This is a genomic window from Paenibacillus sp. 1-18 (genome assembly GCF_000520755.1).
In the GTDB taxonomy this organism is placed as follows: Bacteria; Bacillota; Bacilli; order Paenibacillales; family Paenibacillaceae; genus Paenibacillus; species Paenibacillus brasilensis.
Map to the genome: position 1 here is coordinate 37586 of NZ_ASSB01000376.1, position 26617 is coordinate 64202.

Consider the following 26617-nt stretch of genomic DNA (forward strand, 5'->3'; position numbering starts at 1 on the left):
AGAATCTTTTTGGAATCGGTATCTATACATCTTCTAACAATGTTTAAAATGGATTATGCAATGAAGCGGATTAAAGCTCCGAAATTTCATGTTTCTTTTTCAAAATGGTCCAGCGGCGTTCAATTTCTGCTTCAAAGGCAGCCAACGTAGCTTCCTCTTTAAGTAAATGCTTTGTTTTCCCCATTAATTTCAGCCACTCTGCAGCTGGAATCCGTTTTCCCTTGTCTTCCGGATTGTACGTAATCGTCGTACTGCCCTGCTCAATTTCGTACAATGGGAAGAAGCACGACTCGACAGCGGCCCCCACAATGCTGGTGCCCAGCCGATCTTCCGATTTCCAGTTCAGCGGGCAGGCACACAGGATTTTTCCATAGGCCGTTCCCACATTATTTGCATACCATTGCGCCTTGGCCGCTTTGCGCAGCATATCCTGCGGATGGCTTTCAGCCGCCGTGAAGGCATACGGGATATTGCAGGCGGCCATGATTTGCACAGTGTCCTTGTGATGCCCTTGCTTGCCTTTTTGCATCTTCCCTACACCCGACGTACTGGTCATATGACCGACCGGAGTCGAATACGATTGCTGCGAACCTGTGTTCATGTATCCCTCGTTATCATATTCCAGCATGATCAGCTTATGATTGCGCAGAGCCGCACCAATCGCGGAGCCCATGCCAATATCCATCCCGCCATCGCCACTGATCATAATAAAGGTCGGATCATCGGACATCTCAATCTCATTGCGGCGCTTCATCTCCAAGTAAGCTTCCAGTGCTCCCGAAAGTGTAGCTGCTCCATTTTGAAACAGGTTGTGGATCATCGGTTGCTTGTGTGATGTATAAGGATAACCTGTTGTGACCACATAGACGCAGCCTGTCTGGAACAATACAACAATATCGCCCTCAATCCCTTTGAAAAACAGCTCGAGCGCAGATAATGCTCCGCAGCCCGGACAAGCCCCGTGACCCGGTGTAAGACGACGTGGCTTGGTCGTCAGCGAACGCAGCGGTGGTACCTTGACCTTGAGCTTGCCAGTCGCCTCGTCCGGCGTGACCTGAATCAGTCCCGTGCGGTACGCATCACCCCGTGGCGGCTGCATGACCTGCGGCATCACCTTATCCGGTGAACCCGGATGAATGCCGTAATAATCAAATGGCTTCTCCGCACGACCGGCCTCTGCCGCCTCGATCGCCAGCTGGAAGAACGCCTCTGCGTCTTCCGCATAAAAATCCTTGCCGCCAAGGCCAAAAATGCGGCACAATACAGTCGTCTTGTTCAGCGGGTCCTCCTGCAAAGCCGCCTTGATTTCGTGCGTTAAATTACCGCCATCGGCGCCATACGAATCCGCACGCTCGCCAACCACCAGCGCCTTGACGTGGCGCAGTGCCTCACGCAGCTGCGCGGCCGGGAATGGCCGGATGATATTCGGACGAACGACTCCGGCCTTAATGCCGCGCGCGCGGAGCTGATCCGCCACGTCCTTGGCCGATTCAGCCGCCGAATTCAGCAGGAATACCGCAACCTCGGCATCTTCCATATGATAAAGATCCAAAATCGGATATTCCCGACCGGATAATGAGGCATATTCAGCCGCAACCTGCTCATATACTCCTTCAGACCGTCTTAATGCCTCAGACAGCTGGGCGTGATTGTTCGTCAGATCATCGCCATTCATATGGGCGCCTACCGTGACCGGATGATCAAAATCCAAAATATTCGCATAATTCAGGTTGGGATTCGGCCCCACAAAATCCCGAACCGTCTCCGCGTCGGCAAAATATTGCACTCTGCGCTTCTGATGTGAAGTATAAAAACCGTCATAAGCAACCATCACAGGCAAACGAACATCGCTGTGCTCCGCAATTTTCAAGGCCATGATATTCATATCATATACAGCCTGCGGCGTGCTTGCCGTCAAAATCACCCAGCCCGTATTCAGACCGTAATACAGATCCGAATGATCCCCCCGGATATCCAACGGGCCGCTGACTGCGCGTGTCACCAGATTCATCACCATAGGGAAACGGGTACCGGACTGAACAGGCAGCTGCTCCAGCATGTACAGAAAGCCCTGTGAACTGGTGGCGTTGACCACTCTTGCACCCGCTGCTGCGGCACCATAGCATATCCCTGCCGATCCGTGTTCTCCATCCGCTGCGACCAGCTTGATGTTATGCTGACCTCTCGTTCTCATCTGATCCAGATACTGCGCCACCTCAGTCGACGGAGTGATCGGAAAATATCCCATCATATGATAATTGATTTGCGCAGCCGCTGTAGCTGCCATTTCATTACCGGATTCGAACGTGGTCACTTGTGCGGCGCCTGTTTGTTTAAGCTCCTCCTCCAGTTTCGCCATTACATACGACCTCCTTCATATACCGGAAATTGGTGGGCAACTCGATGCTGTTCCGCCCATCCCCATTGCTCGCGCCGCGAGCTTAACGCTCCCGAAGGGCAAATATCTACGCATTTCAGACAACCTTTACAGTACTGGTAATCAATCCCTTGCAAAAATGGCATCATTCTTCCGCGTTTGTCTGCTTGCTCTTCCCACACAAAACAGTAATCCGGGCAAATCGAATCACATTTGGCACATTGAGTACATTTATCAGCTTCATACTCAGGCACATAACCTTGACGCGAGCCACTAACATCCCTCGTCATACTGTTCCCCTGTGTGGCAATAACGCCCCCCAATGCTTGTGTTTCATAACCCAGCAAAGGCTGTGGTCGTTCAAAAATCCGATCCTGCGCGTCACTGGTAACTGGATATACGTGTAGCTCCATTTCGTCAAAACCACGGTTGAATGTACGCAGATTAGGCTCCACCAGCTGTGGATTTTTCTTTTCAAATGTACTGCGAATAACCGATCTCATCGCTTCCGGGTCTAAAAAATCACATACACGGAACAAGGCGCCGAGCATGGACGTATTCAGTTTGGTTCGCTCCTCCAGTGCGATGCCCATCGCATCCACTACCGCCAGTGTACCGGATACCAGTCCCAAATCTGCCCGTATTTCCTCTGCCGGTCGGGTAGAATTGACTACAACAATCCCATCAGCTGGAAGTCCGCTGATCACTTTTACTGTTTTGTATAACGTTTCATGGAAAATGCCTACCACATGTGGTTGTTCGATCGGACTGTGGTCACGGATGTCAACCTCTGGATCACAGAAGCGGACAAAGCTTTTAACAGGAGTTCCTTTCTTTTCTGAACCGTAGGACGAGAAATTTGAAGCATTTAGCCCCAAACCAAGCACCCCGGTTTCGGCTAGCATTTTGCCAGCCAGATTAGCACCGAGTCCACCAATGGATTCCAGCCGGATTTCAAAAAATCCGAGTCGATTTGTACGCGTTAAAATGGACAATGTGATAAGCCCCCTTCTTTTGCACCTTGACTGAGCTTAAATACTCATAAAAAATTAAAAAAATGCATTCTCATGAGAAGGCTATCATAACGCTTACTTTTCGAATGTGATCTTACTCACTTTAATTACTGCGTTATTGTGAAAAACAGCAAACCGTCAAACAAAAGACAACAAAAAGCCGCCCTGTCGAAAGACAGAACGGCCTAATTGTAGCTATACAAGAAATCAAGTAGTTAACGGCATTTTATGCGTCAAATACTTTAACCTCTTTCATTTTGTCGCCTTGTTTTACAGCATCAATAAATTCCATACCTTTGGTCACTTTGCCAAATACAGTATGTACCCCATCCAAGTGCGGCTGTGGAGCGTAGCAGATGAAGAATTGGCTGCCACCTGTGTTGCGGCCTGCATGAGCCATGGACAAAACGCCTTTGGCATGCTTTGTGGTATTCGTAGCAGTTTCACAGTCAATGGTGTATCCAGGGCCGCCTGTGCCATTGCCGATTGGGCAACCGCCTTGAGCAACAAAGCCCGGAATGACACGGTGGAAGCTCAGACCGTTGTAGAAGCCGCTGTTAGCCAGCTTTTCAAAGTTAGCAACCGTATTAGGAGCTTCTTCCGGGAAAAAATCAATTTCGACGATACCGCCGTTTTCAAGATCTATTCTACCTTTTTTCATTGTTTGTATCTCCTTTTCAACCTGTTTTGAAAGCTAAATAACATCAAGTTCCAGTTTACTATGAATTGCTGCACTTAGCAAAGCCTTGTCCCAAAAAAAGACCACTGTACCGGTATAATATCCCCGGCTCAATGGTCTGCTTACTCACACATATCAAAAATCAGGACGAAACGGTAATTTTGGCGCCCGGATGAACCGCTGAACTGGCTGACTCACGAACCAAGCGCTGCGGTACAACATCGTTGCGTACGATATCTTCGTAGGTTTCCCGACGCACCACCAGTTCGGCTTCGCCATTGTTGACGAATACCACCGCCGGGCGGCGTATCCGGTTATAATTACTTGCCATGGAGTAATTGTAGGCTCCGGTTGAGGCAACAGCGAGCAAATCCCCACTAATCGGGCGAGGCAGCTCCACATCCCAAATCAGCATATCGCCGCTTTCACAGCATTTGCCTGCAATGGACACGGTCTCTTCATTCGCATCCTGTGCCCGATTCGCCAGCATCGCTTCATACTTGGCCTGATATAACGCCGGACGCGGATTATCCGTCATACCGCCGTCTACCGAGACATATTTCCGTACCTGCGGAATATCCTTGATGCTTCCTACCGTGTATAAGGTTGTGCCCGAATCGCCTACAATACTGCGTCCCGGTTCAATCCAAATTTCTGGAAGCTCATCATAAAGCCCGGAAAAATGGGTTTTAACCGCTTCGCCGATAGCCTGTACATAGGTGGAAATTTTTAACGGTGTGTCCTCATCTGTGTAACGAATGCCAAATCCTCCACCCAGATTAATAACCTTGAAAGAAAACTGAAGCTGTTCCTTGATTTCTCTGGAAAAAACGGCAACCCGTTCGGCAGCCATTTGGAAGCCGTTCACTTCAAAAATTTGCGAGCCGATATGGGAATGTATCCCCAACAGGTTCAGATGATTCAACCCGATAGCCTTCTCCACCGCTTGGCGCGCTGTACCGTTCGCAATGTCAAAACCAAATTTTGAGTCCTCCTGGCCTGTGGCCATATATTCATGCGTGTGCGCCTCTACCCCCGGGGTAACCCGCAATAAAATATTGACCTGCTGTTTCCGCTCGGAAGCAAGGGCCTGCAGCAAATGAAGCTCCATCTCGCTGTCGACCACGAAGCAGCCAATTTGCGCATCCAGCGCCATTTCAATTTCTTCCGGTGTTTTGTTGTTGCCGTGAAAATGGATTCGCTCCGCCGGAAATCCTGCTTGAAGCGCAGTGAACAGCTCTCCACTGGAAACAACGTCGAGCGACATCCCTTCTTCTGCTGCCAAAGCGCACATCGCCATGACACAAAATGCTTTGCTTGCATAAGCAACTTGAAACTTCAACCCGGTTTCATGAAAAGCTTCTATAAACTCCCGACAGCGCCGGCGTACTAACTGTTCATCTACAATATATAGTGGTGTTCCAAAACGCTCTTTCAAAAGCGTTGTATCACATCCGCCAATTTCCAAATGTCCATTGCTGTTAATTTTACTGCTTCCATGCAAATACATGTTCTGGCGCCTCTCTTTCTGGAACAAGCTATTCATATTCCATCGAATGTTTACACCAGTATAGCAAAAAAAACATTAAGAACAATGGATTTTTATGCAGATCATTTAGATTAATGCTCCTGTCCATTGCCTGAGTCCGAATCTGTATTGGCATTCGTATGGGGCATACGCGTATTGTCCCTTGTTTTATTAAATGACGGGCGGCTAGGCGCATCTAGTACAGGCACGCGAAACAAAATGGAAGCTAACGCCTTGGCATTAAAAGGGATGAACGGCCACAAGTACGAAGAATTGTATGACCGATGCAGCGTCAGCATCAATATGATCAGCGTCGTGCCTACAACAAAGCCTGGAACATGGAAAATAGCTACAGCGATCAGTAGAAATAGCCGAATCAGTCTATTGGCCAGTCCCAGCTCATAGCTCGGTGTTGCGAACATTCCGATAGCAGCTACAGCCATGTACAGCACAACCTCATTCACAAACAGCCCTGACTTAACCGCAATATCACCGACCAAAACGGCTGCGATCAAGCCCATTGCGGAAGCTAGCGGTGTGGGTGTATGGACAGCAGCCATACGCATAAGATCGACCCCTAGCTCCACGATGATAAACTGGGCGATCAGCGGAAGGTGAGCTTGCTTTTGAGGACCGATAAAATCGAGAAATGTCGGTTTTAGTTCAGGATTGATAACCATAAGCAGCCACATCGGAAGCAAAAACATCGAGGCGAAAATTCCAATAAAGCGTACCCAGCGCAAATAGCTTCCCATAAATGCCGTCTGGCGATTTTCTTCCGCATGCTGACACAAGTCAAAAAAAGTGGTTGGCAAGATCATTACACTGGGTGAGGTATCTACGAAAATAACGAGTCTTCCTTCCATAATATGCGAAGCCACGACATCTGGTCGCTCCGAATATCGTACCAATGGATATGGATTCCAGCCTTTATTGATAATCGTCTCCTCTAATTGCTTGTCCGCCAGCGGAATTCCGTCCAGATTGACGTTTTTAATTTTGTCGCGTACGGTATCCACCATCACCTTATCCACGATGTCATCAATGTAGCCCAGGCATATGTCCGTTCTGGTTCGGCGTCCAACCTGCATAGCCTCAAACTTAAGTCCGGGGTCTCGCAAACGACGGCGTACCAGCCCTACATTCGTAAGCATCGTCTCGGTAAATCCATCCCGGGAGCCGCGCACGACTCGCTCCAACGAAGGCTCCTCCGGACTACGTACGGGGTAATTACGGGTATCCAGAACGACGGAAAAACGCTCGCCTTCCATAAATAAGGCACTATAGCCTGCCAGCACTTTATTGATGACAACCGACATTTTGTCCGTCTTTTCCACTTGAATATGCGGGATATAATATTCAAAGTATGCTTGCAGCCCATCTGAAGTCAGATCATCCGGCGTCAGATAGGTGAGCCGCTTTAGCACCTCAAGCATGATCTGATCCTTGGCAAAGGTATTCAGGAACAGATACCCGATATGGCGGCCACCCGTTGTCATTTCCCTGAATACAACATCAAAAGTCTCTCCCAGACCCAATACCATTTTGAGTGTTTCGCGATTATCCTTCATCTTTGGCGAAATATCATCCTCAATCTGCCAATATCGAATGGATTCCTCTACATTATCAGAACGCTCACTTTCTTTTTTGTGCTTAAGACGGTTCGCTTCCTGCTCTTGCTTTTGCTTCCATAAGCTCAGATTTTCCCCGTCAGTATCATTTTCCCTTCCTATTGCTCCGTCTGCCTGAACATGCTCCTGATGCTCTTGATCTGCCCTGTGATCCATCTCGTTAGTCCCCTCTGCTTTCATTGTTATCGGTTATATATAAACCAGTCGAATAAGGAACCCGTTACCTTTCCAAGTACCATCGCCATCAGCAAGCCAAACATATAGACGGACATATGAAGTCTCTTGGCCAGTATGGGCAGAAGATTTAATACCTCTGTTAAAGCTGCGGCGAGCAAACCAATAAACAATCCACAAAATAACCCGGGTATCCATGTAAAAAATTTTGGTAATGGCAAGCAAATATTCCAAAAATCAGCCACGGTTCCCACCACTGAACCTAAGACCATCGCCTTTTCGTATGCACGTGACTTTTTATATGTGCGGGTGAGCTGGGCCAATCGCGGCATGATATCCAGCACAATAAAAAACGCGATTACGCCGCTCCCCACTGCCAGACCTCCAGCGATGCCCAAAATAATCTGCAGCGCGCCCTGTACAAATGTCATGGCTGCTTATCCTTTGAATGCAGGCGGGCCATTTTTTCATATTCCTCCGCCACAACGTACTGATCCACATTTTCCTGATACAAATACATTTCCACCTCCAGCGGCGTCGGCTCCTCGTTCCACTTTTTTTTGAACAAGTGATTGAAGAATATGATCATGCCAAAGCCGATACCGATCGAGTAGGCAATTTGAAACAGGTACGGATGTTCATCCTTATGTCCCGTAATCATCTCTACAATCCGAACCTGAACCTCCATCATGCTGACGTCAGCATGAAAATTCATAATCGTTAATGCAGAGCCAAAAAACAGAAGCACCCATACCAAAACAAACAGTATTTTGGATGGCTTGCGGGGCTTCTCCACGAGTTCCACGAGCACATGCGGCTTGCCAAGAGATTCAACTACGACGCCCGGAATATGCTCTCTAATTTTGGAAATGATTTGTAGCATGTCTACCAGTATCAAATTGCCGTCCTGCTTCTGCGGCTGCTTGAGAACAAGCTCAAGCAGCTCGGTTTCCCATTCGGGATCGGCCAGCAGGTGGGCTACATCTCCCAAATGCAAGTCCTGTCCTTGTATCATGCGTACACGGCTGCGGAGCCGCAAGTAAACTATAGGAGCCACTGTAGGAGCCGGATTATGAGTCATCCGATCCCCTCCTTATCCTCGTAATTACCGATTATTATGGAACGAAGCAAGGAAACCTATTCTTCGCTCATCCTTTTTCCTACACAAAAAAGAGTATCCTACGCCATTAGAATGGCTTTGGAATACTCTTTAGACTCACGTAAGCAAAAAAATTTACAAAATCCTGACTGCTATTATTGGGCAATCTGATCGCGAATCAGCTGCAAAATCTTTTTTTCCAGCCGAGATACCTGGACCTGGGAAATACCAAGTCGACTTGCAACCTCCGACTGGGTCTGATCGCGGTAATAACGCAGGTAGACAATTAACCGTTCCCGCTCGGAAAGTCCGCCGATGGCCTCGTTTAGTGCCAGCTTGTCGAACCATCGTTCCTGTGATTCGTCAGCAATCTGGTCCATGAGCGTGATAGGGTCACCGTCATTTTCGAACACTGTTTCGTGAATGGAGGTAGGCGGTTTATTCGCCTCCTGCGCAAAAACAACATCCTCTGGCGTAACTCCCAGCTCATCGGCAACTTCCTTGACCGTAGGCAGGCGGTTGAGCCGTTTGGAAAGCTCGTCCTTCATTTTGCGAACCTTATTGGCTGTCTCCTTCAGGGAACGGCTAACCTTGAGTGTCCCATCATCACGAAGAAACCGTTGAATCTCGCCAATAATCATCGGTACCGCATAGGTTGAAAATTTGACTTCATAGCTGAGATCAAATTTATCCACCGATTTCAACAAACCGATGCAACCAATTTGAAAAAGATCGTCAGGTTCATATCCCCGGTTCATAAAGCGCTGCACGACAGACCAAACGAGCCGGATATTACTATTGACCAGCGTCTCACGGGCATCATTGTCACCAGATTGACTTAACGCAATGAGCCGCTTGACTTCCGCATCCTCCAAATAGCTGTGTGAAGTTTTTTTTCCTCCTGCTTCCATAGGATCAACCCCTAATTGTATAAAGCTTTCTTGGATTCAATCCTTTTCTTCATCCGGACCGACGTGCCTCCGCCCGGCTCACTGACTGCCTCAAACTCATCCATGAAGTTTTCCATAATGGTAAATCCCATACCCGAGCGTTCCAGCTCAGGCTTGGATGTATACAAAGGCTGCTTGGCCAGCTCCAGATCCTCGATTCCCCGTCCTGCATCTTCAACGACCAGCGTAATCACGTCCGCTTCAATACCGACTTTAATCGTTACGACACCTGACGGATCACTGTCATACCCGTGAATAATACTGTTTGTCACCGCTTCAGACACCACGGTTTTCAAGTCACTCAACTCATCCATTGTAGGGTCAAGCCTGGAAATAAAAGCTGCAACAGCCACGCGGGCAAAAGCTTCATTCTCGGATTTGGCGGCAAACTGCAAGCTCATGAAATTGTTTCCCGTGCCTTCTCTCATGATACGACCTCCAGTTCCGCGAGCGCATTTCCCTCGTTGTCATAGATAGGCATAATCTTAAACAACCCCGACATCTCCAGCAAACGATATACTGGCGGATTGACATCACAAACTGCCATTTTCCCGCCCTTTTGCTTGATCAGCTTGTACCGCCCCAGAATAACGCCAAGTCCGGAGCTGTCCATAAACTGAAGATTCTTCAGGCTGATTACGATATGCTCGCATTGCCGACGCTGAATCGCCTCATCCATTTGCATGCGGACCATGTCCGACGTATGGTGATCAAGCTCACCGGACAGTCTTACAATAAGTACCCCCCGATGTTGCTCCATTTCAATTTGCAGGTTCATGCTTACTCACTCTCCTCCCCGTCTTGGACAAGGATTTCTACGCAGTCGCAGACGATTCCTGCCCTCCGACAAAACTAGAAGAAAACCCCGTAAAATCTACAAAGAAAATAGGTTCGACATGGTACGCTTTAGCAATTTCCACCATCCGGCCTTCTCGATAGCTACAGGCGAAGTGATGTTGAACTCCTTTAGCCGTTGACCATCCTGATAGACGACCAGCTTGCCGACCGGATCACCTGCACGGACCGGAGCTTTAAGGCTTGGGGCCAGTTGCAGTTCATGACGCAATGTTTGTTGAGTTCCGCCTTTTTTCACCAGCACACTGTAGGAGCGATCTGCCTGAATTTTTAATTCCGGCAATACACCTTTTTCAACTTTTACACTTCCCAGCAGGTCACCCGGCTTGTATATAGATTTCATTGTATATTGAGAAAAGGCGTAGTCGAACATTGATGATACTTCATTGTTGCGTGTCTTGGTATTCGGTTCACCTAGCACAACCGCTACGACGCGCAAGCCATCACGTTTTGCAGTAGCGGAAAGACAAAACTTCGCTTCTGACGTATAGCCTGTTTTCAGCCCATCTGCTCCGGTATAGAAGCGCACAAGCTTATTGGTATTCACCAGCCAAAAGGGCTTGACCGAGGATTTGCGCAAATAGTCCTGATATGCTCCTGTATACTTCGTAATTTGCGGATATTTCAACAGCTCCCGGCTCATAACCGCAATATCATGCGCTGAAGAATAGTGATTTTTCACTGGTAAACCGTTGCAATTGGCAAAATGAGTATCCTTGAGTCCTAGCTGCTGTACCTTGGCATTCATCATCTCGATAAAAGCCTGCTCAGACCCTGCAATTTTCTCAGCCATGGCCACGGAAGCATCGTTCCCGGAGGCCATCGCAATTCCCTTCAACATCTCGTCGACCGTCATTTCTTCTCCCGGCTCCAGAAAAATTTGCGAGCCGCCCATTGAAGATGCATATTCACTGGCCCGCACTTTATCGGTTAGCTTGAGCTTGCCGTTATCAATAGCTTCCATCGTTAGCAACATCGTCATAATTTTGGTGATGCTTGCTGGAGGAAGCTTTTCACGACTGTTTTTTTCATAAATAACTGTGCCGGTATCTGCATCCATCAGGATCGCCGAGTGAGCCTCAGGAGCCAGTTCCGCCGCTGAGCCCTCTTTGGGTTTGCTTTCAGGTTTGCTTTCTTCGGCCCAACCGCCGACGGGGACAGCAGTCCAGGCCACGAGACAAGCCAGAATAAACGCCACCACTTTTTTCTTCACAATCGGTTCCCTCCTCAACATATTGGCGGAAAGCACCGGAGCCCGTATACTTATCCCTCCGGCCTATTCGCGTGCTGCTAACCATTGTCGTCAGAATGGATGAAAAATATTCCATATGGCAAAAAACATCAAATAGCACCAAGCTGAGTCAGCATGGCGCTAAATTTCCTGATTTTACATATACAGAACATCTATGATCTGGTAGAATCTTCGTTTAAATTCGGCTAACGGTGAGATACGTAATCCCTCCCCCTGGCAAAATATCTGTTTTATTCTGACTGAACACCCGTATATCAATAAAAGAATTTGCCTCCAGCTTCATTTCCATAGCCCCGCTCAAAGCGCTATAGTTCATTCCACCCATAATCCTGTCATCAAGATAGGCATAAGCAGAGCCTCCTGTAACCTGTTCATCATTCAAGTGAAGTGCGAGCCGTGTGCGATTTCCATCCACCTGGGGATCGGTCGAAATGTACACTTGTATTCTGTATTTCCCAGCCCGTTTGGCCCGCCAACGACTACTTGCTGCATCGAATTCGGTTAGATCATCATCGTTGATTTGATTGAAGTTTACCTTCTGCCAGCTACCTGCAGGGAGAGATTGCCTTGCTCCCAGATAGGCTTTGACGAAGGTTTCATACAAATGCTCAATTCCATTATCCGAATATTTCTCCACCAGCAGCAAAGCCTGCCCTGTCCCGTTGTTCTCATCATAACGATTATTGCTGTAGCTAAAATCCAAATGCGAACGAAGTGTCACCTGCTGTGTGGATGAGCTGCCGGAAAACGAAATAAGCTGCTTTAGATTACGGGGATAACCACCCACCTCGTCCACCAAAACTTTTTTGCCAATGATCACATCCACAAAATAGTTACACACAGATTGGGTATCATCGTATTTGTCAGCTATCGCCAAAATAGAGTCGCGCAGGGCAACGTTTTTCGTTTCCTTGGTTGCACCAACCTGAATAAAAGAAGGCACGGTCACCTTATGCTCTCTGCTCAATCCCTCAAACCAGCAGCCTATAAATTCAGCATTCATAAAATCATTAATTAGAATAGGGATATCCGTTGAGCTTCCGTCCATGATATGCTGGCTAGCCATAAATCTGGCACCGTTGGAGCTATTAAGATCCAGCGCCGTATCGTTTCCCAATGTAAAAAGCGCAATGCTTGTAAACTGTGAGCTTCTATTCTGCAGGTGAATCCCTGTCTTATTGTAATTAATCTCCGTGCAATTAAATAAATTCACATCGCTTTCATAACCCCAAAAAGCCGTTTCAAAATGCTCAATCAACACGTTATCCAGAATAACTCCGCCGCCCCTCCAATCCTGAATGCCTACAGTACCTTTGCCATAATATCCGCGCTTCACCGACTGTGAAAACGGATTATTTAATGCGCCTCTAGCGGTACCTTCATAGCGGATCGACAGGTCATGAAACTGTACATTTTGAAAACCACTAAATGAAGGCAGACTCTCGTCTCCAATCTGAAAACAAGGGCCCGTACCATAAAATTCAATGGACGTAACTCCCTTGCCTTGTCGGTATCTGCCCTTATGGATGCCAAAAATGCGAACGCCCTGCTTGCGAATGTTAAGAGTTGAGGTTATTTTGTACCGTCCACTGGGAATGTGAAGAATGGAATAATCGGGGATCTTATTAATCAATTCCTGCAAGGCAGCCGTGTCATCCTGAACACCGTCACCAACGGCTCCAAACCAGCTTGCGTTTACACTGCGTTGGAGGAATTCTTTTTCAATGGTTTTAAAATTGTCCTTCAATTGCTGTGGTGTCAACTCTTTGCCTGTACCACTCAAATTCAGCTTCAAACGGTCTGTAAAAAGATCCGTCACCCGAACACCCCCATTTTACAAAAAACATATTATTGGCATGGACTGAGTATATGCACAAGAGAGCTTGCTCTAGGCTTGAAAAAATGAAAACAAATATTTTATTATTGTACAAGACGATACAATTTGTATAATATAGATACATAACGTATCTAGGCGGTGAAAACGTGAAACACATACTCACAGTGGCCGGTTTAATGGCTTTTTCAATTCCTTTCGCCTGTCAGGGCCTATCCCCCAGAGTCATCACGATTTCCCTGCTTATTCTGTTATTCAGCTACATCATGCTGCTGCCTTCGCTTAAAACGGTGATCGTAACTTTAGTCGACAATCCGTTACTGACTTTGCTCATCATGTACATTGCCGCCTCCTGCTTGTGGGCTGAACAGGAGCAGACCTCGTCCATGCTGATGGTGCTTAAGTTCCTTGCCGTCTCTACCTTCGGCCTTTATTTCGTGACTCACTACACAGCACAGGACTGCATTCGCCTACTCGTTGTTACGTTAAGTATTTTGAGTGTACTTAACCTACTGGCTGTTATACTCGTACCCTCCTTTGCCATTCATGGAGGTGTAGAACATACTGGGCTGTGGAAGGGAATCTCCGGTCACAAAAACACTCTCGGGACCCTGTCTCTATTAAGTTTTGTTTCACATGTTATTTACTTCTTCAGAGGAAGACGCAAAGCATTGCATATTGGCTTTATTTTACTCAATACCCTATTGCTCATTAAATGCCAATCTACCACCTCGTTGGTGCTGACATCCTCGCTGTTCGCATTCATTTTGTTTATATTGCTATTTAAAAGAATTCGAAGCGTTTCGTTACGTGGTTTTTTCATCAGCACTTCCTGTCTAATTGTACTGCTGGGCTTGGTAGTCACTTTTACTTATGGAGATGCAATTGCATCGGAGTTCGGCAAAACAACAACCCTGACCGGAAGGACTGAAATCTGGCAGGGGATTGCTGGTGCTATTCAGAGCCATTACTGGTTTGGTCATGGTTACGGCTCCTACTGGGCAGCCCGGCCCAGTATCTATGCGGGTGGAATCCGGTTTGACCTGACAAGCAGCCATAGCGGCTTCCGGGATTTGTGGATCGACGTAGGCCTCACAGGACTCCTCGCCACGATCACACTCGTTATAACCACTTTACTTAAATTCAGAATTGGCAAAGCTGATATGTATACATGGCTGACAGCAGCGGTCTTTTTCCTATTCATCGTATTAAACAATATAACGGACAGTCGTTTTCTGAACTCACTATCCATCTACTGGATCATTTTTATGGTGATTGTCATCAAGGTACAGGAGCGGCATAGACTGGCTGTAGCTGAAAAAACAAATTTGACAGCATTGAGCACATCCCCGCTTCATTAGAAGATATCCCCCGCACTCAGACCATTTGACGCAAAAAAGAACCCCATATCCTAGGCCAACAGCGGGCGCTCGGATATGGGGTTCTTTGCTTACATGCCACCTCTTTAACTCAGCGGCATAACTTTATCTACATTTGTGGAATAATCGCCAGCACAAGCTTCAAAAATTGCTCTCGTACCTTTTCCGCCGTCTCCATCACTTCATCATGGGACAAAGGCTGATCCAGAATGCCTGCGGCCATATTCGTGATACAGGAGAACCCTAGCACCTCAATGCCCGCATGACGAGCTACAATAACCTCAGACACGGTCGACATACCGACCGCGTCTGCGCCCAGTGTACGCAGCATGACGATTTCAGCAGGCGTTTCGTAGTTTGGTCCCAGCAGACCGGCATATACACCTTCCTGCAAGCTAAAGCCCTGCTGGACAGCTGTTTGTCTGGCAATTTCACGCAGACGGCGGCTGTATGCCTCTGACATATCAGAGAAACGAACGCCCAGCCCCGCATCATTCGGTCCAATCAACGGATTCTGTCCTGTCAGATTAAGATGATCCGAAATGACCATCAGATCGCCTGCCTGGTAAGATGTATTTACGCCACCTGCCGCATTCGTCACCAGTAGACTTTGAATACCCAGTTGCTTCATGACCCGAACAGGGAATGCTGTAAGCTGCGGGCCATAGCCCTCGTACATGTGGAAGCGTCCCTTCATCATGACTACAGCGCGACCTTCAATCAAACCTAGCAATAATTCTCCCTCATGTCCTTCTACCGTCGATACGGGAAAATGGGGAATGTCCTGATAGGGAATGCTAATTCCATCCTGAATCAAATCGGCCAGAATCCCGAGTCCCGATCCTAGAATAAGACCAATTTCCGGACGAATTCCGCTCTTGGAATAAATATACTCTGCTGCTTCCTGAATCATAGCTTGGTTGGCTGTTGACATCAATATCTCTCCTGACTTGTACACTCGTTATGTTATAGTGATCGTCACACTTTTCTTATGATAGCAGGGCATCGTACCGATTCTTTACCGATGTTCCTTGCTTTCATGAGAAGTGCGGTTGCTGCCGTGCGGGTGATGCTTTTCATATACTTCCTTCATGCTCCGTCTGGCCGTCTGTGCATATACCTGCGTCGTGGACAGATCGGCATGGCCCAGCATTTCCTGTACAGAGCGCAAATCAGCTCCGCCCTCCAGCATATGTACCGCAAAGGAATGCCGCAGCGCACGCGGCATAATATCCTCGCTTATGCCTGCCTCCTGACCGTACTTCTTAATTATTTTCCAAAAGCCCTGTCTACTGAGACGCTGTCCGGATACATTCAAGAACAAGGCTTCCTGCACCGCCTGGGCTTCTTCGTCCTGCACGGAGCTCAGCAACGATGGACGCTGCTCCTCTATGTAGGCCTGCGCCCAGTGTGCCGCTTCCCGGCTAATCGGCACTACACGCTCCTTGCCTGCCTCGCCGCCACAGTGAACAAAACGCAGATCGGTACGCACATCACGTACGTTCAGAGCAATCAGCTCGGATACGCGAATACCTGTTGCATACAGCAGCTCCAGCATCGCCTTATCCCGTACGCCCTGCGGGGCAGTCAAATTAGGTGCTGACAGCAAACGATCTATCTCAGCCTGCGTAAGCACCGATGGCTTCTTTTTGGCCGCTTTCGGCAACTCTAGCAGAACAGACGGATCGTGGCCTGCTATCCCCTCCCGAATCAGAAAATGAAAAAAGGAGCGAATGGAGGCAACGCTGCGAGAGATCGTCGCCGCTGCTTTCCCCTGTTCCTTCAAATGTCCCATATACAGCACCAGATGTGACCGCTGGACGTTGTCCGGCTGCTCAAGGCCACAGGTTTCTGCAAACTCGGCAAACTGCTGTACGTCCCGATGATACGCTTCCAATGTGCTGTGCGACAAGCCCTTTTCCTCTTCCATATATCGAACGAAAGGTTGAATATATATTTTCATGAGTAGTAAAAGTCTCCTTGTTCTACCTACAGCGATTCATAGCTATTCCCCATACCAGTAAAAGAAACGTAAACGCTCCAACAACACCATTTGATGCTCAGTTCCCTCAGACAATTCCTGTCCGCCAAATACCTTAACTGCATGCCCTTCTGGTATCCAGTAATGATCTACAGGTGATATCCAATCCGTAAACAATCTGAGGCTATAAAAGAGCATACATGCCAAAGCCCCGAACAATATGACCATCCGCAGCCATTTAAGTCCTTTTCGCAAGGATATTACCATGTGGATCAGCCGCCTTTTCCCAGAATATAGAACCTGTTCAGGCTCTATAGGGAAGGATATGACAAGCTATTCCTTTTTATACCGCTTGGTCCTGTATAGCTCATCCCGAAGCAAAAAAAAGTCTTTAACTGAAAAATCCCCAGCCAAAAAAGCTCCCCCGAACACGTCTTCGTCGGTGAGAGCTTGGGTTGTCAGCTTATTAATCCTGAGATTTGTTTTTCTTGTTTTTGCCCAAAGACTTTTGAACGGTCGTATCGTTCTTCGCCTTACAACGATAACAAATACCGTGGAAGTCCAAACGATGATCCACTACGGTAAAATTATATTCCCGTTCCAGACGCTCTTCCAAAGGCCCAAGCCAATCTTCCAGTATTTCATCTACACTGCCGCACTGCACACATATCAAATGGTGGTGATGATGTTTGGTCGTATCGCCACGCAAATCATAACGTGCCACGCCATCACCAAAATTAATTTTCTCCACGACATGCAGTTCACTTAGCAGTTCTAGGGTACGGTATACGGTTGCCAGACCGATTTCGGGAGCTTTCTCTTTGACGAGCATAAATACATCTTCCGCACTCAGATGATCATCTTCGTTCTCAAGTAAAACTCTAACGGTGGCTTCCCGCTGAGGCGTTAGTTTGTAGCCCTGGGATTGCAGCTGCTGCTTAATTTTTTCGATCCGTGCTTCCATGTGTCTCCCTCCCCCTGTAAAGCTACTGCCTACTGCACTTTTTTTCACTCCTATTATTATAGGGGGTGTATACAAATAAAGTCAAACATTTTGAAGCAGGTTAAGACGGTAGGGAAGCCGTCAGCATAGGAGTGACCCATTGCATCATAACCGGGGTGATCCAGGTTTCAAAGGACGCGCTGCCGACGAGAAGCAGCATCATTACAGCCGTCAGTCCTGCGTAAGACAGCAAAGGACGCAGCATCCCGTCAGACGGACGGGTAGCGAGTATTTTAGTTTTGATCATATGAATGGAAAAGGTCATCGCAGCCACACTGCACACAAGCAGCACCGGAATCACGAGCAGGTTATGAGGAGCAACCGAGACGAGAGAAAATAACAGCCCTTTCCACGAATATTGCCCTACCAAATAGCCGACTGAAAATCCGATAAGTACACCCTTGAGAAAGTTCAGCACGAGAATACCGGGAAGACCGATGACTGAAAGGCCGCACACCCAGATTAACCCGACCCATTTCAAATGCAAGGACACGCTATCCCAAAAGGTCGAGACTGCCTGCGGATCAGCAAAGCCCTGCTCATTTTGATTGACCGTCGCAAAAAAGTCCTTCAGGTAGCGCGACAAATCCTGTAGCTGCTCCAGCGAGAGCGCATTTACCATTAGAGCACCAAAGACAACTCCCACCAGAAACAGCACAGCCAAAAAAACATAATACGGCGTCTGATCCTTTAACGTATGACGAAACCATTGCATCGGCGTCTGTGCCCCTTTCATCTGCTTGTTTGTCCAAAAAACAACCGGAAACCGACGGCTGATGGCTATGAATGGTGGCAGTAAAGATTCACAAAAGATGTGCCAAGCCTGCGGCGGCATAAATATATTTGAGGTTATTTTATGGTTATGAACAAGCGGATGCTGATATGACTTTATCAGGGCGTGACTTGCTAGGACTTGGCTATTTTGCCGTATGTTCCGCCTCCGCCGGACACGAGAGAAAGCCGTCCCTCACGAGACAGTATGATTTGCTCTGCCAATACGTCGCCGACAACTGCTGCCAGTTCTCCCTGGCTGACCTTATGCAGGATATTCATTTCCGTTCCAAACGCGGTCAGCAGATGGTTCAGCTTGGCTTTGCCCAGACCAGGGATAAATTCTAGCGGAATCTGGTAAATGTACGGCGGTCGATGTGAGGGAATCACGGGCTGTTCACGGTCGGCAATGCTCCATATTCGATCCAGCACGCCCCGCACCAGCTTGGGATGACCACAGTCTGGACAACGTTCATCCGCCATCTGTTGCTCGTCAATAATCGTACCGCAGCTTTGACAGTAAGAACGGTGGTATTTGCCCAGCTTGGGGTTTAATCCGTAGTTGGCACACACCCGTCGTCCTTCCCGCCGCTCCAAAGCCATTCTGAATTCACCAAAGCATGGCTGCATAAGCGATAATTTGTTGTATTCTCGTCCGATTTTCCCAAGCGAGTGGGCATCGGAATTAGTTAGAAAACTGAAACGATCCAGTTCCGAGATCATTCCGGCCATAGATGAATCTGCGCTGAGTCCCAGCTCCACTCCACTTATGAGCTCCATATCGAGCAGTTCTTCCATGCGGGCCGCAGAGCTGCCGTAGATGCCCTTATGAGGGGTAAACACATGCGCAGGCACGATGATGCCCCCACGCCCGTAAATTTGCTGCTGTAACTCGCGTGGTGGTGCATAGATACGCTGTGAGCTGAGATTGACATTTTTCATATGCCGGGCCATCCATTGCGTAAAATCCTCCATCACCGCCAGATTAGGAAAATAGGCCAGTACGTGCGCTTCAGGACGTCCTTCGGCTCGAAATTCCAGCTCCGTGCCTAGAAGAACCACTGTATCACGGTATGCGATGCCACCGCCGTTGATTTCCGTCATTTCCCCCGTATGCAAATAGGCTCGAATATCTTCCTGTACATTTGGTGCGTGGCAATCAATGATTCCGATCAGTCCGATCCCCTTGCGAGCGGAGGCTTCCTTGGCGATGTTAGCGAAGGTGAGATCGCGGCTGCCACTGATTTTGACCGGATCTCCCTTCTCTGTTCTGCCGATATGAATATGGAGGTCAGCGAAATAATCTGTAAGTTCTACCTTATTTCCGTTCATATTTTTTAAAAGCTCCCTGTGTGTTGTTGGAGCTGCCATGCATAGACAGCCAAAATCGTTTTCGCGTCACTAATCCGTCCTTCACGAATGAACGCCTGTGCTTCTTCCAGCGTCACCTCAAACGGCTCCAGAAATTCATCCTCATCCGGCTCCATTTCCCCTGCCTCCATATCCTCAGCCACATATAGATGAATGATTTCATCTGCAAAGCCGGGGGACGTATAAAAGGAATGCAGCAGCCTTAACGACTTGGCGTTATAACCTGTCTCTTCTTTCAGCTCACGTCTCGCCGCTTCCATCGGATCTTCGCCTCGTTCCAGCTTGCCTGCTGGGATTTCCATCTCACAGCGCCCCATAGCCTGTCTGTACTGGTCCACGACCAGCATCTTCCCTTGATGCAGCGCCAATACAGCCACCGCACCCGGATGCTTCACGATTTCACGCTTTCCAGTGGAGCCGTCGGGCAGCTCTACCGTGTCCACCTGTAACGTAATGACCTTTCCTTCAAAAATCGGCTGCGTGGACACCGTCTTTTCCTCTAATGCAGGATTGGAATAAGGCTTGCGATGTGTGTCACTCGTTTGATGATTCACTTGGTCGTTCATCCGGTATGTCTCCTTCTTCGTCATCTATCTTTCTTTATCCATTATCGCCAACGATAGTCTAACTTGTCCAATGTGGACATATGCTGGTGGTATATAACACTTCCTGTGATAAGGAGATACTGATATGAAAAGCTACCGTACCGAAACCAGCCTCCATATTGTCGGTAAAGCCTGGCAGATTCAAGCCCTCTTGCGCCAATGGCAAAAGGAACATGGTCCTTCAGCCACCATTGCTTCACTGTCCGTACCAAAAAAGGTTCAGGTCTAAAGACAAAGGAACGATATTCCTGTCTTTAGTCTGAACCTCTTTGTGTATAAGATACAAGTTTTATTTCGTAGTCTCCTGAATGAGAGCTACAACTACTTCAGCAACCTTTACCAGGTCATCAGCCTTGATTTTTTCCTCTGTTGTATGAATGTTCTGGTAACCCACAGCCAAATTCACCGTTGGAATGCCCAGTCCGTTGAATACATTGGCATCTGAGCCACCACCGGAATGGAAGGTCGACGTTGCCAATCCCAGTCCTTGAATTGCACGCTGCGCCACCTGTACAACCTCATCATGCTCCGTAAAGCTGAATGCCGGATAGATGACCTCGCTGCGGAACTCACCCTGTGCGCCAAAATCACGCGCTGTAGTTTCCAATGCTTCACGCATATGCTGGATTTGATGATTAACCTTCTCCTGCACAATACTGCGCGCCTCTGCACGAATAAGTACAAAATCGCATACAACATTCGTTGCCCCACCGCCCTCGAAGCTCCCGATGTTTGCAGTGGTTTCTTTATCAATTCGGCCCAGTTTCATATTGGAAATCGCCTTGGATGCGACTTGAATGGCACTAATGCCATCTTCAGGATTCACACCTGCATGAGCGGATTTCCCTGTAATCTTCATTTCAATACGTGCCTGCGTAGGTGCAGCTATACAAATGGAACCTACTTCCCCATTGGAATCCAATGCATAACCAAAGTCCGAATCCAGCACTTCCGGCTTCATCGCTCGCGCACCCATCAAACCGGATTCCTCTCCAGCGGTAATGACGAACTGAATTTGACCATGGGGAATATTCTGCTCACGCACGACGCGAATTGCCTCAAACAATGCAGCAATTCCCGCCTTGTCATCCGATCCCAGAATCGTTGAACCGTCACTACGAATCCAGCCATCTTCACCCAGCTGTGGCTTAATTCCTTTGCCCGGGGTAACGGTATCCATGTGGCAGGTAAAAAACAATTTAGGCGCTTTCTCCACACCTTCTGCTTTCCAGGTGACGATCAGGTTGCCTGAGCCATGTCCTGTTCTTTCACGGGAATCGTCTTCCGTAACCTCCAGCCCAAGCGCATTAAATTTTCCTTTCAAAACACGTGCTATTTCCTGCTCATACTTCGTTTCGCTATCCACCTGTACAAGTTCCATAAATTCCTGTACGATTCGTTCTCTCACTGCTTTAGCTTTCATTAAACTTTCCTCTCTTTCCCGATTACGCTACAATACGAATAGATGGTCTTATTTATGACTTAAACCTTTACTAAAGGAGTTACACATGTCGAACAAAAAATGGGTTCGTTTTTTCGTCTACGTTATGCTTGCCGCTATGATTGGCTCTACACTATTTATGGTCATTGAACCATTTATTATGCCGTTATAATGGCCAACTACATTCAACCTATACAGCCGTTTCACGGCTCCGTAAAGGCTGTGAGTGGACAAGCTGCTGTGAAAGCAAACAGGCGGGCTTTCGTGTAAATCACGTTATAGCCCGCCTTACCTTTATAAGTTAGGGATGCGCTTGCCATTCCGCAGCAAACGAAAATTGCTGTTCGAAGTGCGGTACAATTTCCTTCGCAATCTGCTCCACCGAAAAAGTCTGCTGTGTACAGTCCTCCAGTGAAGTCACGCCGTATTCCTGTATGCCACACGGGACAATACCTTTAAACCCCTCATGCTGAATCCCTGATTTGATGTTAAAGGCAAAGCCATGACTGGTTACAAAGCCCCGCCGGTGCTTGCACTTGTTAAATTTCACACCAATGGCCGCAATTTTAAGATTCCCGACCCATACCCCTGTGTATTCAGGCTTACGATTCCCCTCTATCCCATGAGCTGCCAGCAATCGAATGATTACTTCTTCCAAACTCCGAAGGTAATCGTGCAGATTCAGCGCTTCCTGATTACCGAGCATAAGCAAAGGGTATCCGACAAGCTGCCCCGGCCCATGATATGTAATGTCTCCTCCGCGATCAATCTGAAAGACGCTAATTCCCTGAGCCTCCAGCTGCTCGGGTGTAAGCAGCAAATGCTCAGGATGCCGCTGAGAGCCAATCGTGTAGGTTGGCGGGTGTTGGAGAAGCATAAGTGTCTCCCTTGCTTCCCCAGCATCCAGCTTGCCTACAATTTCCTTCTGAACATCCCATGCATGAGCATATTCCATCCTATCAATATAGGTTACTTCAAGCGGTCGTCTGTCCACGGCCTGTCACTTCCTCTCCGTCCATTTACCCAACTGATCGGATGCCCCAACTGTTCTGGATATTAGTACAGCTTCGTATCCAAGGTGTAGCCTTCCAGGTTTTCTTTGACTCGTTGCAGGAATCGTCCGCAAATCACACCGTCCAAGATGCGATGATCCAGCGATAAGCATAGATTAGCCATCGAACGAACCGCAATCATATCATCAATGACCACCGGTCTTTTGACAATGGATTCAAAGGTGAGAATCGCAGCCTGCGGATAGTTGATCACCGGATAAGACAAAATTGAGCCAAAGGAGCCTGTGTTGTTCACCGTGAACGTTCCGCCCTGCATATCGTCCAGTTTGAGCGTTCCTTCCCGTGTTTTACGAGCCAACTCGTCGATTTCACGAGCCAATCCGGCAATGTTTTTCTGATCCGCCTTTTTTATGACAGGGGTGAGGACTGAATCCTCCGTACCGACAGCCAGCGAAATATTGATATCTCTTTTGATGATAATTTTATCCACTGCCCACACCGAGTTCATGATCGGATATTCCTTGATGGCATTCACGACTGCTTTCATGAGGAAAGCGAGGTACGTAATGTTGATCCCTTCTTTTTGTTTGAACTCGTTTTTGATCTTGTTGCGGAGCATCACCAGATTGGTCACATCCACCTCAATCGTCGTCCAGGCATGTGGAATTTCTGAAACACTTTGCCGCATATTGCGGGCAATCGCACTCCGAATAGGCGTCACATCTATAAAATATTCTGATCTGTTATTGCTGTTACCCTCAACTTCGATCATAGGAACCTTTGGAGCTTCCGTTAAATGAATGCCGCTATTGCGCACCGGAATAGCTGGGTCCATATTTTGAATCGGTGTACTACGCTGAGCTGGAGAAGACTGGATTCCAGTAAAAGGCGATCCTTGTCCCTGCGCCAATTCGGTTGGCTGTTCTGATACTCCAGCCCGTGCGGAACCGCCCTGCTGCACATAATTCAGGACATCCTTGCGAGTAATTCGTCCCCCCATGCCGGTGCCTGGTACTCGACTTAAGTCTACATTGTGTTCAGCAGCCAGCGTTTGTACCGCTGGGGAAAACCGTCCCCGCATGGATTGATCGGAAGCGGCTCCCTGCTGGGATTGTGCATGCGCATTGCTCGGGGCTGCTGATGCAGCAGAAGTCGCTGATGTAGCAGGTGCAGACGATTGGGTCTGGATACGGCAAATCAACTCACCTACAGCTACCGTCTGACCTTCTTCTGCTAACAGATCACCCATAATTCCGTCCAATGTGGATGGGATTTCTGCGTTTACTTTATCTGTAATGACCTCGCAAATCGGCTCAAACTGCTCCACTGTATCACCAGGTTTTTTCAACCATTTGGCGATGGTCGCCGATACGAGAGATTCTGCCAATTGAGGCATGATGACGTCGTTCCATTGTGTTTGGTCTGGCATTTTTTCAACTCCTTAACATCATAGGAGGCCGCCTTTTACCGCTGCCCTCGCTACACTTTTGGAATGCTTTCGTCCAATCTGCTTCATTTTAAAACACGGCAAGACGACGCATGGCTTCCTTTACTTTGTCCTTGTTCAACATATAAAACTTCTCCATGGGTGGACTGATCGGCATAGCAGGCACATCCGGAGCGCACAGGCGCTCAATCGGGGCATCCAGCTCGAATAAACATTCTTCATTAATAATGGCCGATACCTCAGCGCCGATGCCGCCTGTTTTGTTGTCCTCATGCACGATAAGTACCTTACCAGTATGGCGTGCAGCCTCAATAATGGCCTGGCGGTCGAGCGGCTGGAGTGTGCGCAAATCCACAACGTGTGCAGTAATGCCCTCTTCCTTCTCCAATTCCTCAGCAGCCTGCATCACAAAATGCAGCGGCTGGCTATACCCAATGACCGTAATATCGTCACCCTCACGCAATAGATTGGCCTTGCCAATCGGGACAATATAATCATCCTCAGGCACTTCACCCTTGATCAGCTTGTAGGATTTTTTGTTTTCAAAAAACAGCACCGGATCAGGGTCACGAATGGCGGCCTTCAGCAATCCTTTGGCGTCATAAGGTGTATAAGGCGCTACAATTTTCAGACCCGGTGTACCAAAAAAGATAGATTCCGGACACTGCGAATGATACAAGCCGCCAAAGATACCCCCGCCGATTGGCGCGCGGATTACAACAGGACAGTTCCAGTCGTTGTTAGAGCGATAACGGATTTTAGCCGCTTCACTAATAATCTGGTTCGTCGCCGGAAGCATGAAGTCTGAGTATTGCATTTCGGCAATCGGCTTCATTCCGTACATGGCTGCACCAATCGCAACTCCGGCAATGGCCGACTCTGCCAGTGGCGTATCCATGACACGCTGCTCACCGAATTGTTCCATAAGGCCCTTGGTGGTCGTGAAGACGCCGCCCTTCACACCGACATCCTCGCCTAGTACAAAAACTGTTTCATCCTGCTCCATTTCTTCTTTCATGGCCAGGCGAATTGCATCAATATATTCCATAATCGCCATAGTTATTGGCCCTCCCCATCACTGTCGGCATACACATGCAGCAGCGTATCTTCCGGCTTTGGAAAAGGAGCATGATCTGCATATTCTATCGCTTCCTTGACCTCGAGCAGCAGCTCAGCCGACAAATCAGCGTCCTTGGCCTCATCCCAAATTCCGCACTCTATCAAGTAATTTTTCATGCGGGCTACGCCGTCCTTGGTCCAGTTCTCATCCACTTCTTCCTTGGTCCGGTAAGCCAGATCATTATCCGAGGTAGAGTGAGGAGACAGACGGTACATCATCGCTTCAATCAACGTAGGACCATCACCGCGAACAGCGCGTTCGCGTGCTTCCTTCACAGCCGCATATACGGCCAACGCATCATTACCATCGACCCGAATCCCAGGGAATCCGTAGCCCAAAGCACGATCGCTCACCTTGCCCGCCAATTGCTTATGAATCGGAACCGATATCGCATATTGATTGTTCTCGCACATAATGATAACCGGCAGCTTTTGTACACCTGCAAAGTTACAGCCTTCATGAAAATCCCCCTGATTGCTGGAGCCTTCCCCGAATGTAACAAACGATACAAAATCCTTCTTTTGCATTTTGGCAGCCAGCGCTACACCCACTGCATGCGGAACCTGCGTCGTCACCGGACTGGAGCCTGTCACAATCCGCAGCCGTTTACTGCCAAAGTGGCCTGGCATTTGACGTCCGCCACTATTCGGATCATCTGCCTTGGCAAATGCCGACAGCATCAGCTCACGCGGTGTCATCCCTACAGCAAGCACGAATCCATAATCCCGGTAATACGGAAGGAAATAATCCTTCTCCCGATCCAGTCCGAATGCTGCCCCTACTTGTGCCGCCTCCTGACCAATACCCGAAACGTGAAAATTAATTTTACCTGCTCGTTGCAGCAGCATGTTGCGCTCATCAAATCTTCTTGCAAGCAGCATATATCTGTACATGTCAATAACTTGTCCGTTGGTAAGTCCCAGCTGTTCATGTCTGAAGCCAGCGTCTACAGCGCCCTTTGAACTCATTGAGGCACCTCCTTAAGTATCAAAACATCCTACTCCCAGCACCTAGTACCATCTTGTCTTAAAACCTGGTACTAAACTTTGGCTAACCTCATTATAATCCTTTTCTCCCCAAAAAGAAAAGCACGA

27 protein-coding genes are annotated in these 26617 nt (G+C 48.2%); 3 read left to right on the forward strand and 24 right to left on the reverse strand.

All coding sequences use genetic code 11. The annotated features are described in order from the left end of the window. Positions 1 to 70 precede the first annotated feature (70 nt). The 12 genes from L693_RS0125390 to L693_RS0125445 all read right to left on the reverse strand — a co-directional run bounded on the left by L693_RS0125390 (position 71) and on the right by L693_RS0125445 (position 13377). Positions 71 to 2359 carry a thiamine pyrophosphate-dependent enzyme gene (locus L693_RS0125390; protein ID WP_025721042.1) on the reverse strand — a complete coding sequence of 763 codons (2289 nt, stop codon included), beginning with the start codon at positions 2357 to 2359 and terminating at the stop codon, positions 71 to 73. Next, positions 2359 to 3372 (reverse strand): 2-oxoacid:acceptor oxidoreductase family protein, encoded by a 1014-nt coding sequence (locus tag L693_RS0125395; RefSeq protein WP_025721044.1) that lies wholly within the window; start codon positions 3370 to 3372, stop codon positions 2359 to 2361. The genes L693_RS0125390 and L693_RS0125395 overlap by 1 nt, the downstream gene beginning before the upstream one ends. Before the next feature lie 244 nt (positions 3373 to 3616). After that, complete coding sequence (locus L693_RS0125400; RefSeq protein WP_007430881.1) at positions 3617 to 4051, reverse strand: peptidylprolyl isomerase; 435 nt, start codon at positions 4049 to 4051, stop codon at positions 3617 to 3619. Between the two features lie 160 nt (positions 4052 to 4211). Continuing rightward, positions 4212 to 5579, reverse strand: coding sequence for a diaminopimelate decarboxylase (lysA, locus tag L693_RS0125405; protein ID WP_025721047.1), 1368 nt, complete (start codon positions 5577 to 5579; stop codon positions 4212 to 4214). 110 nt (positions 5580 to 5689) lie between these two features. After that, positions 5690 to 7384, reverse strand: a complete 1695-nt coding sequence (locus L693_RS0125410) for a spore germination protein (protein ID WP_025721049.1) — start codon at positions 7382 to 7384, stop codon at positions 5690 to 5692. 26 nt (positions 7385 to 7410) lie between these two features. Beyond that, positions 7411 to 7833: a stage V sporulation protein AB gene (locus L693_RS0125415; RefSeq protein WP_007430884.1), complete on the reverse strand. Its 423-nt coding sequence runs from the start codon at positions 7831 to 7833 to the stop codon at positions 7411 to 7413. Next, positions 7830 to 8483: a stage V sporulation protein AA gene (locus tag L693_RS0125420; protein ID WP_025721050.1), complete on the reverse strand. Its 654-nt coding sequence runs from the start codon at positions 8481 to 8483 to the stop codon at positions 7830 to 7832. Before L693_RS0125420 ends, L693_RS0125415 begins: the two co-directional genes overlap by 4 nt. Positions 8484 to 8656: 173 nt before the next feature. After that, complete coding sequence (sigF, locus tag L693_RS0125425; protein WP_025721051.1) at positions 8657 to 9412, reverse strand: RNA polymerase sporulation sigma factor SigF; 756 nt, start codon at positions 9410 to 9412, stop codon at positions 8657 to 8659. Between the two features lie 11 nt (positions 9413 to 9423). Further along, the gene (spoIIAB, locus tag L693_RS0125430) at positions 9424 to 9879 is read right to left on the reverse strand and encodes an anti-sigma F factor (RefSeq protein WP_013310781.1); all 456 of its coding nucleotides are present in this window, start codon (positions 9877 to 9879) and stop codon (positions 9424 to 9426) included. Further along, the gene (spoIIAA, locus tag L693_RS0125435) at positions 9876 to 10229 is read right to left on the reverse strand and encodes an anti-sigma F factor antagonist (RefSeq protein ID WP_049825277.1); all 354 of its coding nucleotides are present in this window, start codon (positions 10227 to 10229) and stop codon (positions 9876 to 9878) included. The genes spoIIAB and spoIIAA overlap by 4 nt, the downstream gene beginning before the upstream one ends. Before the next feature lie 96 nt (positions 10230 to 10325). Then, positions 10326 to 11519: a D-alanyl-D-alanine carboxypeptidase family protein gene (locus L693_RS0125440; RefSeq protein ID WP_025721053.1), complete on the reverse strand. Its 1194-nt coding sequence runs from the start codon at positions 11517 to 11519 to the stop codon at positions 10326 to 10328. 214 nt (positions 11520 to 11733) lie between these two features. After that, positions 11734 to 13377, reverse strand: a complete 1644-nt coding sequence (locus tag L693_RS0125445) for a glycosyl hydrolase family 28-related protein (protein ID WP_025721055.1) — start codon at positions 13375 to 13377, stop codon at positions 11734 to 11736. 164 nt (positions 13378 to 13541) lie between these two features. Between L693_RS0125445 and L693_RS0125450 the strand changes: the two genes are divergently transcribed. Beyond that, entirely contained in the window at positions 13542 to 14753 is a 1212-nt protein-coding gene (locus L693_RS0125450; protein WP_025721056.1) for an O-antigen ligase family protein, read from the forward strand. 127 nt (positions 14754 to 14880) lie between these two features. Here the strand turns inward: L693_RS0125450 and L693_RS0125455 are convergent, their stop codons facing one another. From L693_RS0125455 to L693_RS0125485, 7 genes are all read right to left on the reverse strand, one after another. Next, on the reverse strand, positions 14881 to 15705 hold the full coding sequence (locus L693_RS0125455) for a purine-nucleoside phosphorylase (RefSeq protein ID WP_025721057.1): 825 nt from the start codon (positions 15703 to 15705) through the stop codon (positions 14881 to 14883). Between the two features lie 84 nt (positions 15706 to 15789). Continuing rightward, positions 15790 to 16734 carry a site-specific tyrosine recombinase XerD gene (gene xerD, locus L693_RS0125460; protein WP_025721059.1) on the reverse strand — a complete coding sequence of 315 codons (945 nt, stop codon included), beginning with the start codon at positions 16732 to 16734 and terminating at the stop codon, positions 15790 to 15792. A gap of 42 nt (positions 16735 to 16776) precedes the next feature. Continuing rightward, positions 16777 to 17019 carry a DUF4227 family protein gene (locus tag L693_RS0125465; RefSeq protein WP_025721061.1) on the reverse strand — a complete coding sequence of 81 codons (243 nt, stop codon included), beginning with the start codon at positions 17017 to 17019 and terminating at the stop codon, positions 16777 to 16779. A 199-nt stretch (positions 17020 to 17218) separates the two neighbouring features. Next, positions 17219 to 17716: a ferric iron uptake transcriptional regulator gene (gene fur / locus L693_RS0125470; RefSeq protein WP_025721062.1), complete on the reverse strand. Its 498-nt coding sequence runs from the start codon at positions 17714 to 17716 to the stop codon at positions 17219 to 17221. A 100-nt stretch (positions 17717 to 17816) separates the two neighbouring features. Continuing rightward, the gene (gene spoIIM, locus L693_RS0125475; RefSeq protein WP_025721064.1) at positions 17817 to 18470 is read right to left on the reverse strand and encodes a stage II sporulation protein M; all 654 of its coding nucleotides are present in this window, start codon (positions 18468 to 18470) and stop codon (positions 17817 to 17819) included. Positions 18471 to 18661: 191 nt separating this feature from the next. Further along, on the reverse strand, positions 18662 to 19858 hold the full coding sequence (locus L693_RS0125480) for an endonuclease Q family protein (protein WP_025721065.1): 1197 nt from the start codon (positions 19856 to 19858) through the stop codon (positions 18662 to 18664). A 5-nt stretch (positions 19859 to 19863) separates the two neighbouring features. Further along, the gene (locus tag L693_RS0125485) at positions 19864 to 20463 is read right to left on the reverse strand and encodes an NUDIX hydrolase (RefSeq protein ID WP_025721068.1); all 600 of its coding nucleotides are present in this window, start codon (positions 20461 to 20463) and stop codon (positions 19864 to 19866) included. Positions 20464 to 20587: 124 nt separating this feature from the next. Here L693_RS0125485 and mciZ point away from each other — a divergent pair, with 124 nt between their 5' ends. Beyond that, positions 20588 to 20731: a Z-ring formation inhibitor MciZ gene (gene mciZ, locus L693_RS29650; protein WP_081752208.1), complete on the forward strand. Its 144-nt coding sequence runs from the start codon at positions 20588 to 20590 to the stop codon at positions 20729 to 20731. 60 nt (positions 20732 to 20791) lie between these two features. Here mciZ and L693_RS0125495 read toward each other — a convergent pair whose 3' ends face one another. Continuing rightward, on the reverse strand, positions 20792 to 21925 hold the full coding sequence (locus L693_RS0125495) for a tripeptidase T (RefSeq protein WP_025721070.1): 1134 nt from the start codon (positions 21923 to 21925) through the stop codon (positions 20792 to 20794). Positions 21926 to 22010: 85 nt separating this feature from the next. Here L693_RS0125495 and prli42 point away from each other — a divergent pair, with 85 nt between their 5' ends. Further along, the gene (gene prli42 / locus L693_RS30275) at positions 22011 to 22115 is read left to right on the forward strand and encodes a stressosome-associated protein Prli42 (RefSeq protein ID WP_016822268.1); all 105 of its coding nucleotides are present in this window, start codon (positions 22011 to 22013) and stop codon (positions 22113 to 22115) included. Between the two features lie 129 nt (positions 22116 to 22244). On the opposite strand, the gene lipB is transcribed toward prli42, so the two are convergent. The 4 genes from lipB to L693_RS0125520 all read right to left on the reverse strand — a co-directional run bounded on the left by lipB (position 22245) and on the right by L693_RS0125520 (position 26491). Further along, a complete protein-coding gene (lipB, locus tag L693_RS0125505) occupies positions 22245 to 22937 on the reverse strand; it encodes a lipoyl(octanoyl) transferase LipB (protein WP_025721072.1) in 693 nt (230 codons plus the stop codon). 62 nt (positions 22938 to 22999) lie between these two features. Beyond that, complete coding sequence (locus tag L693_RS0125510; protein ID WP_025721073.1) at positions 23000 to 24385, reverse strand: dihydrolipoamide acetyltransferase family protein; 1386 nt, start codon at positions 24383 to 24385, stop codon at positions 23000 to 23002. An 88-nt stretch (positions 24386 to 24473) separates the two neighbouring features. After that, on the reverse strand, positions 24474 to 25460 hold the full coding sequence (locus L693_RS0125515; protein WP_025721075.1) for an alpha-ketoacid dehydrogenase subunit beta: 987 nt from the start codon (positions 25458 to 25460) through the stop codon (positions 24474 to 24476). 2 nt (positions 25461 to 25462) lie between these two features. Further along, positions 25463 to 26491 (reverse strand): thiamine pyrophosphate-dependent dehydrogenase E1 component subunit alpha, encoded by a 1029-nt coding sequence (locus tag L693_RS0125520; RefSeq protein WP_025721077.1) that lies wholly within the window; start codon positions 26489 to 26491, stop codon positions 25463 to 25465. Positions 26492 to 26617: the final 126 nt, after the last annotated feature.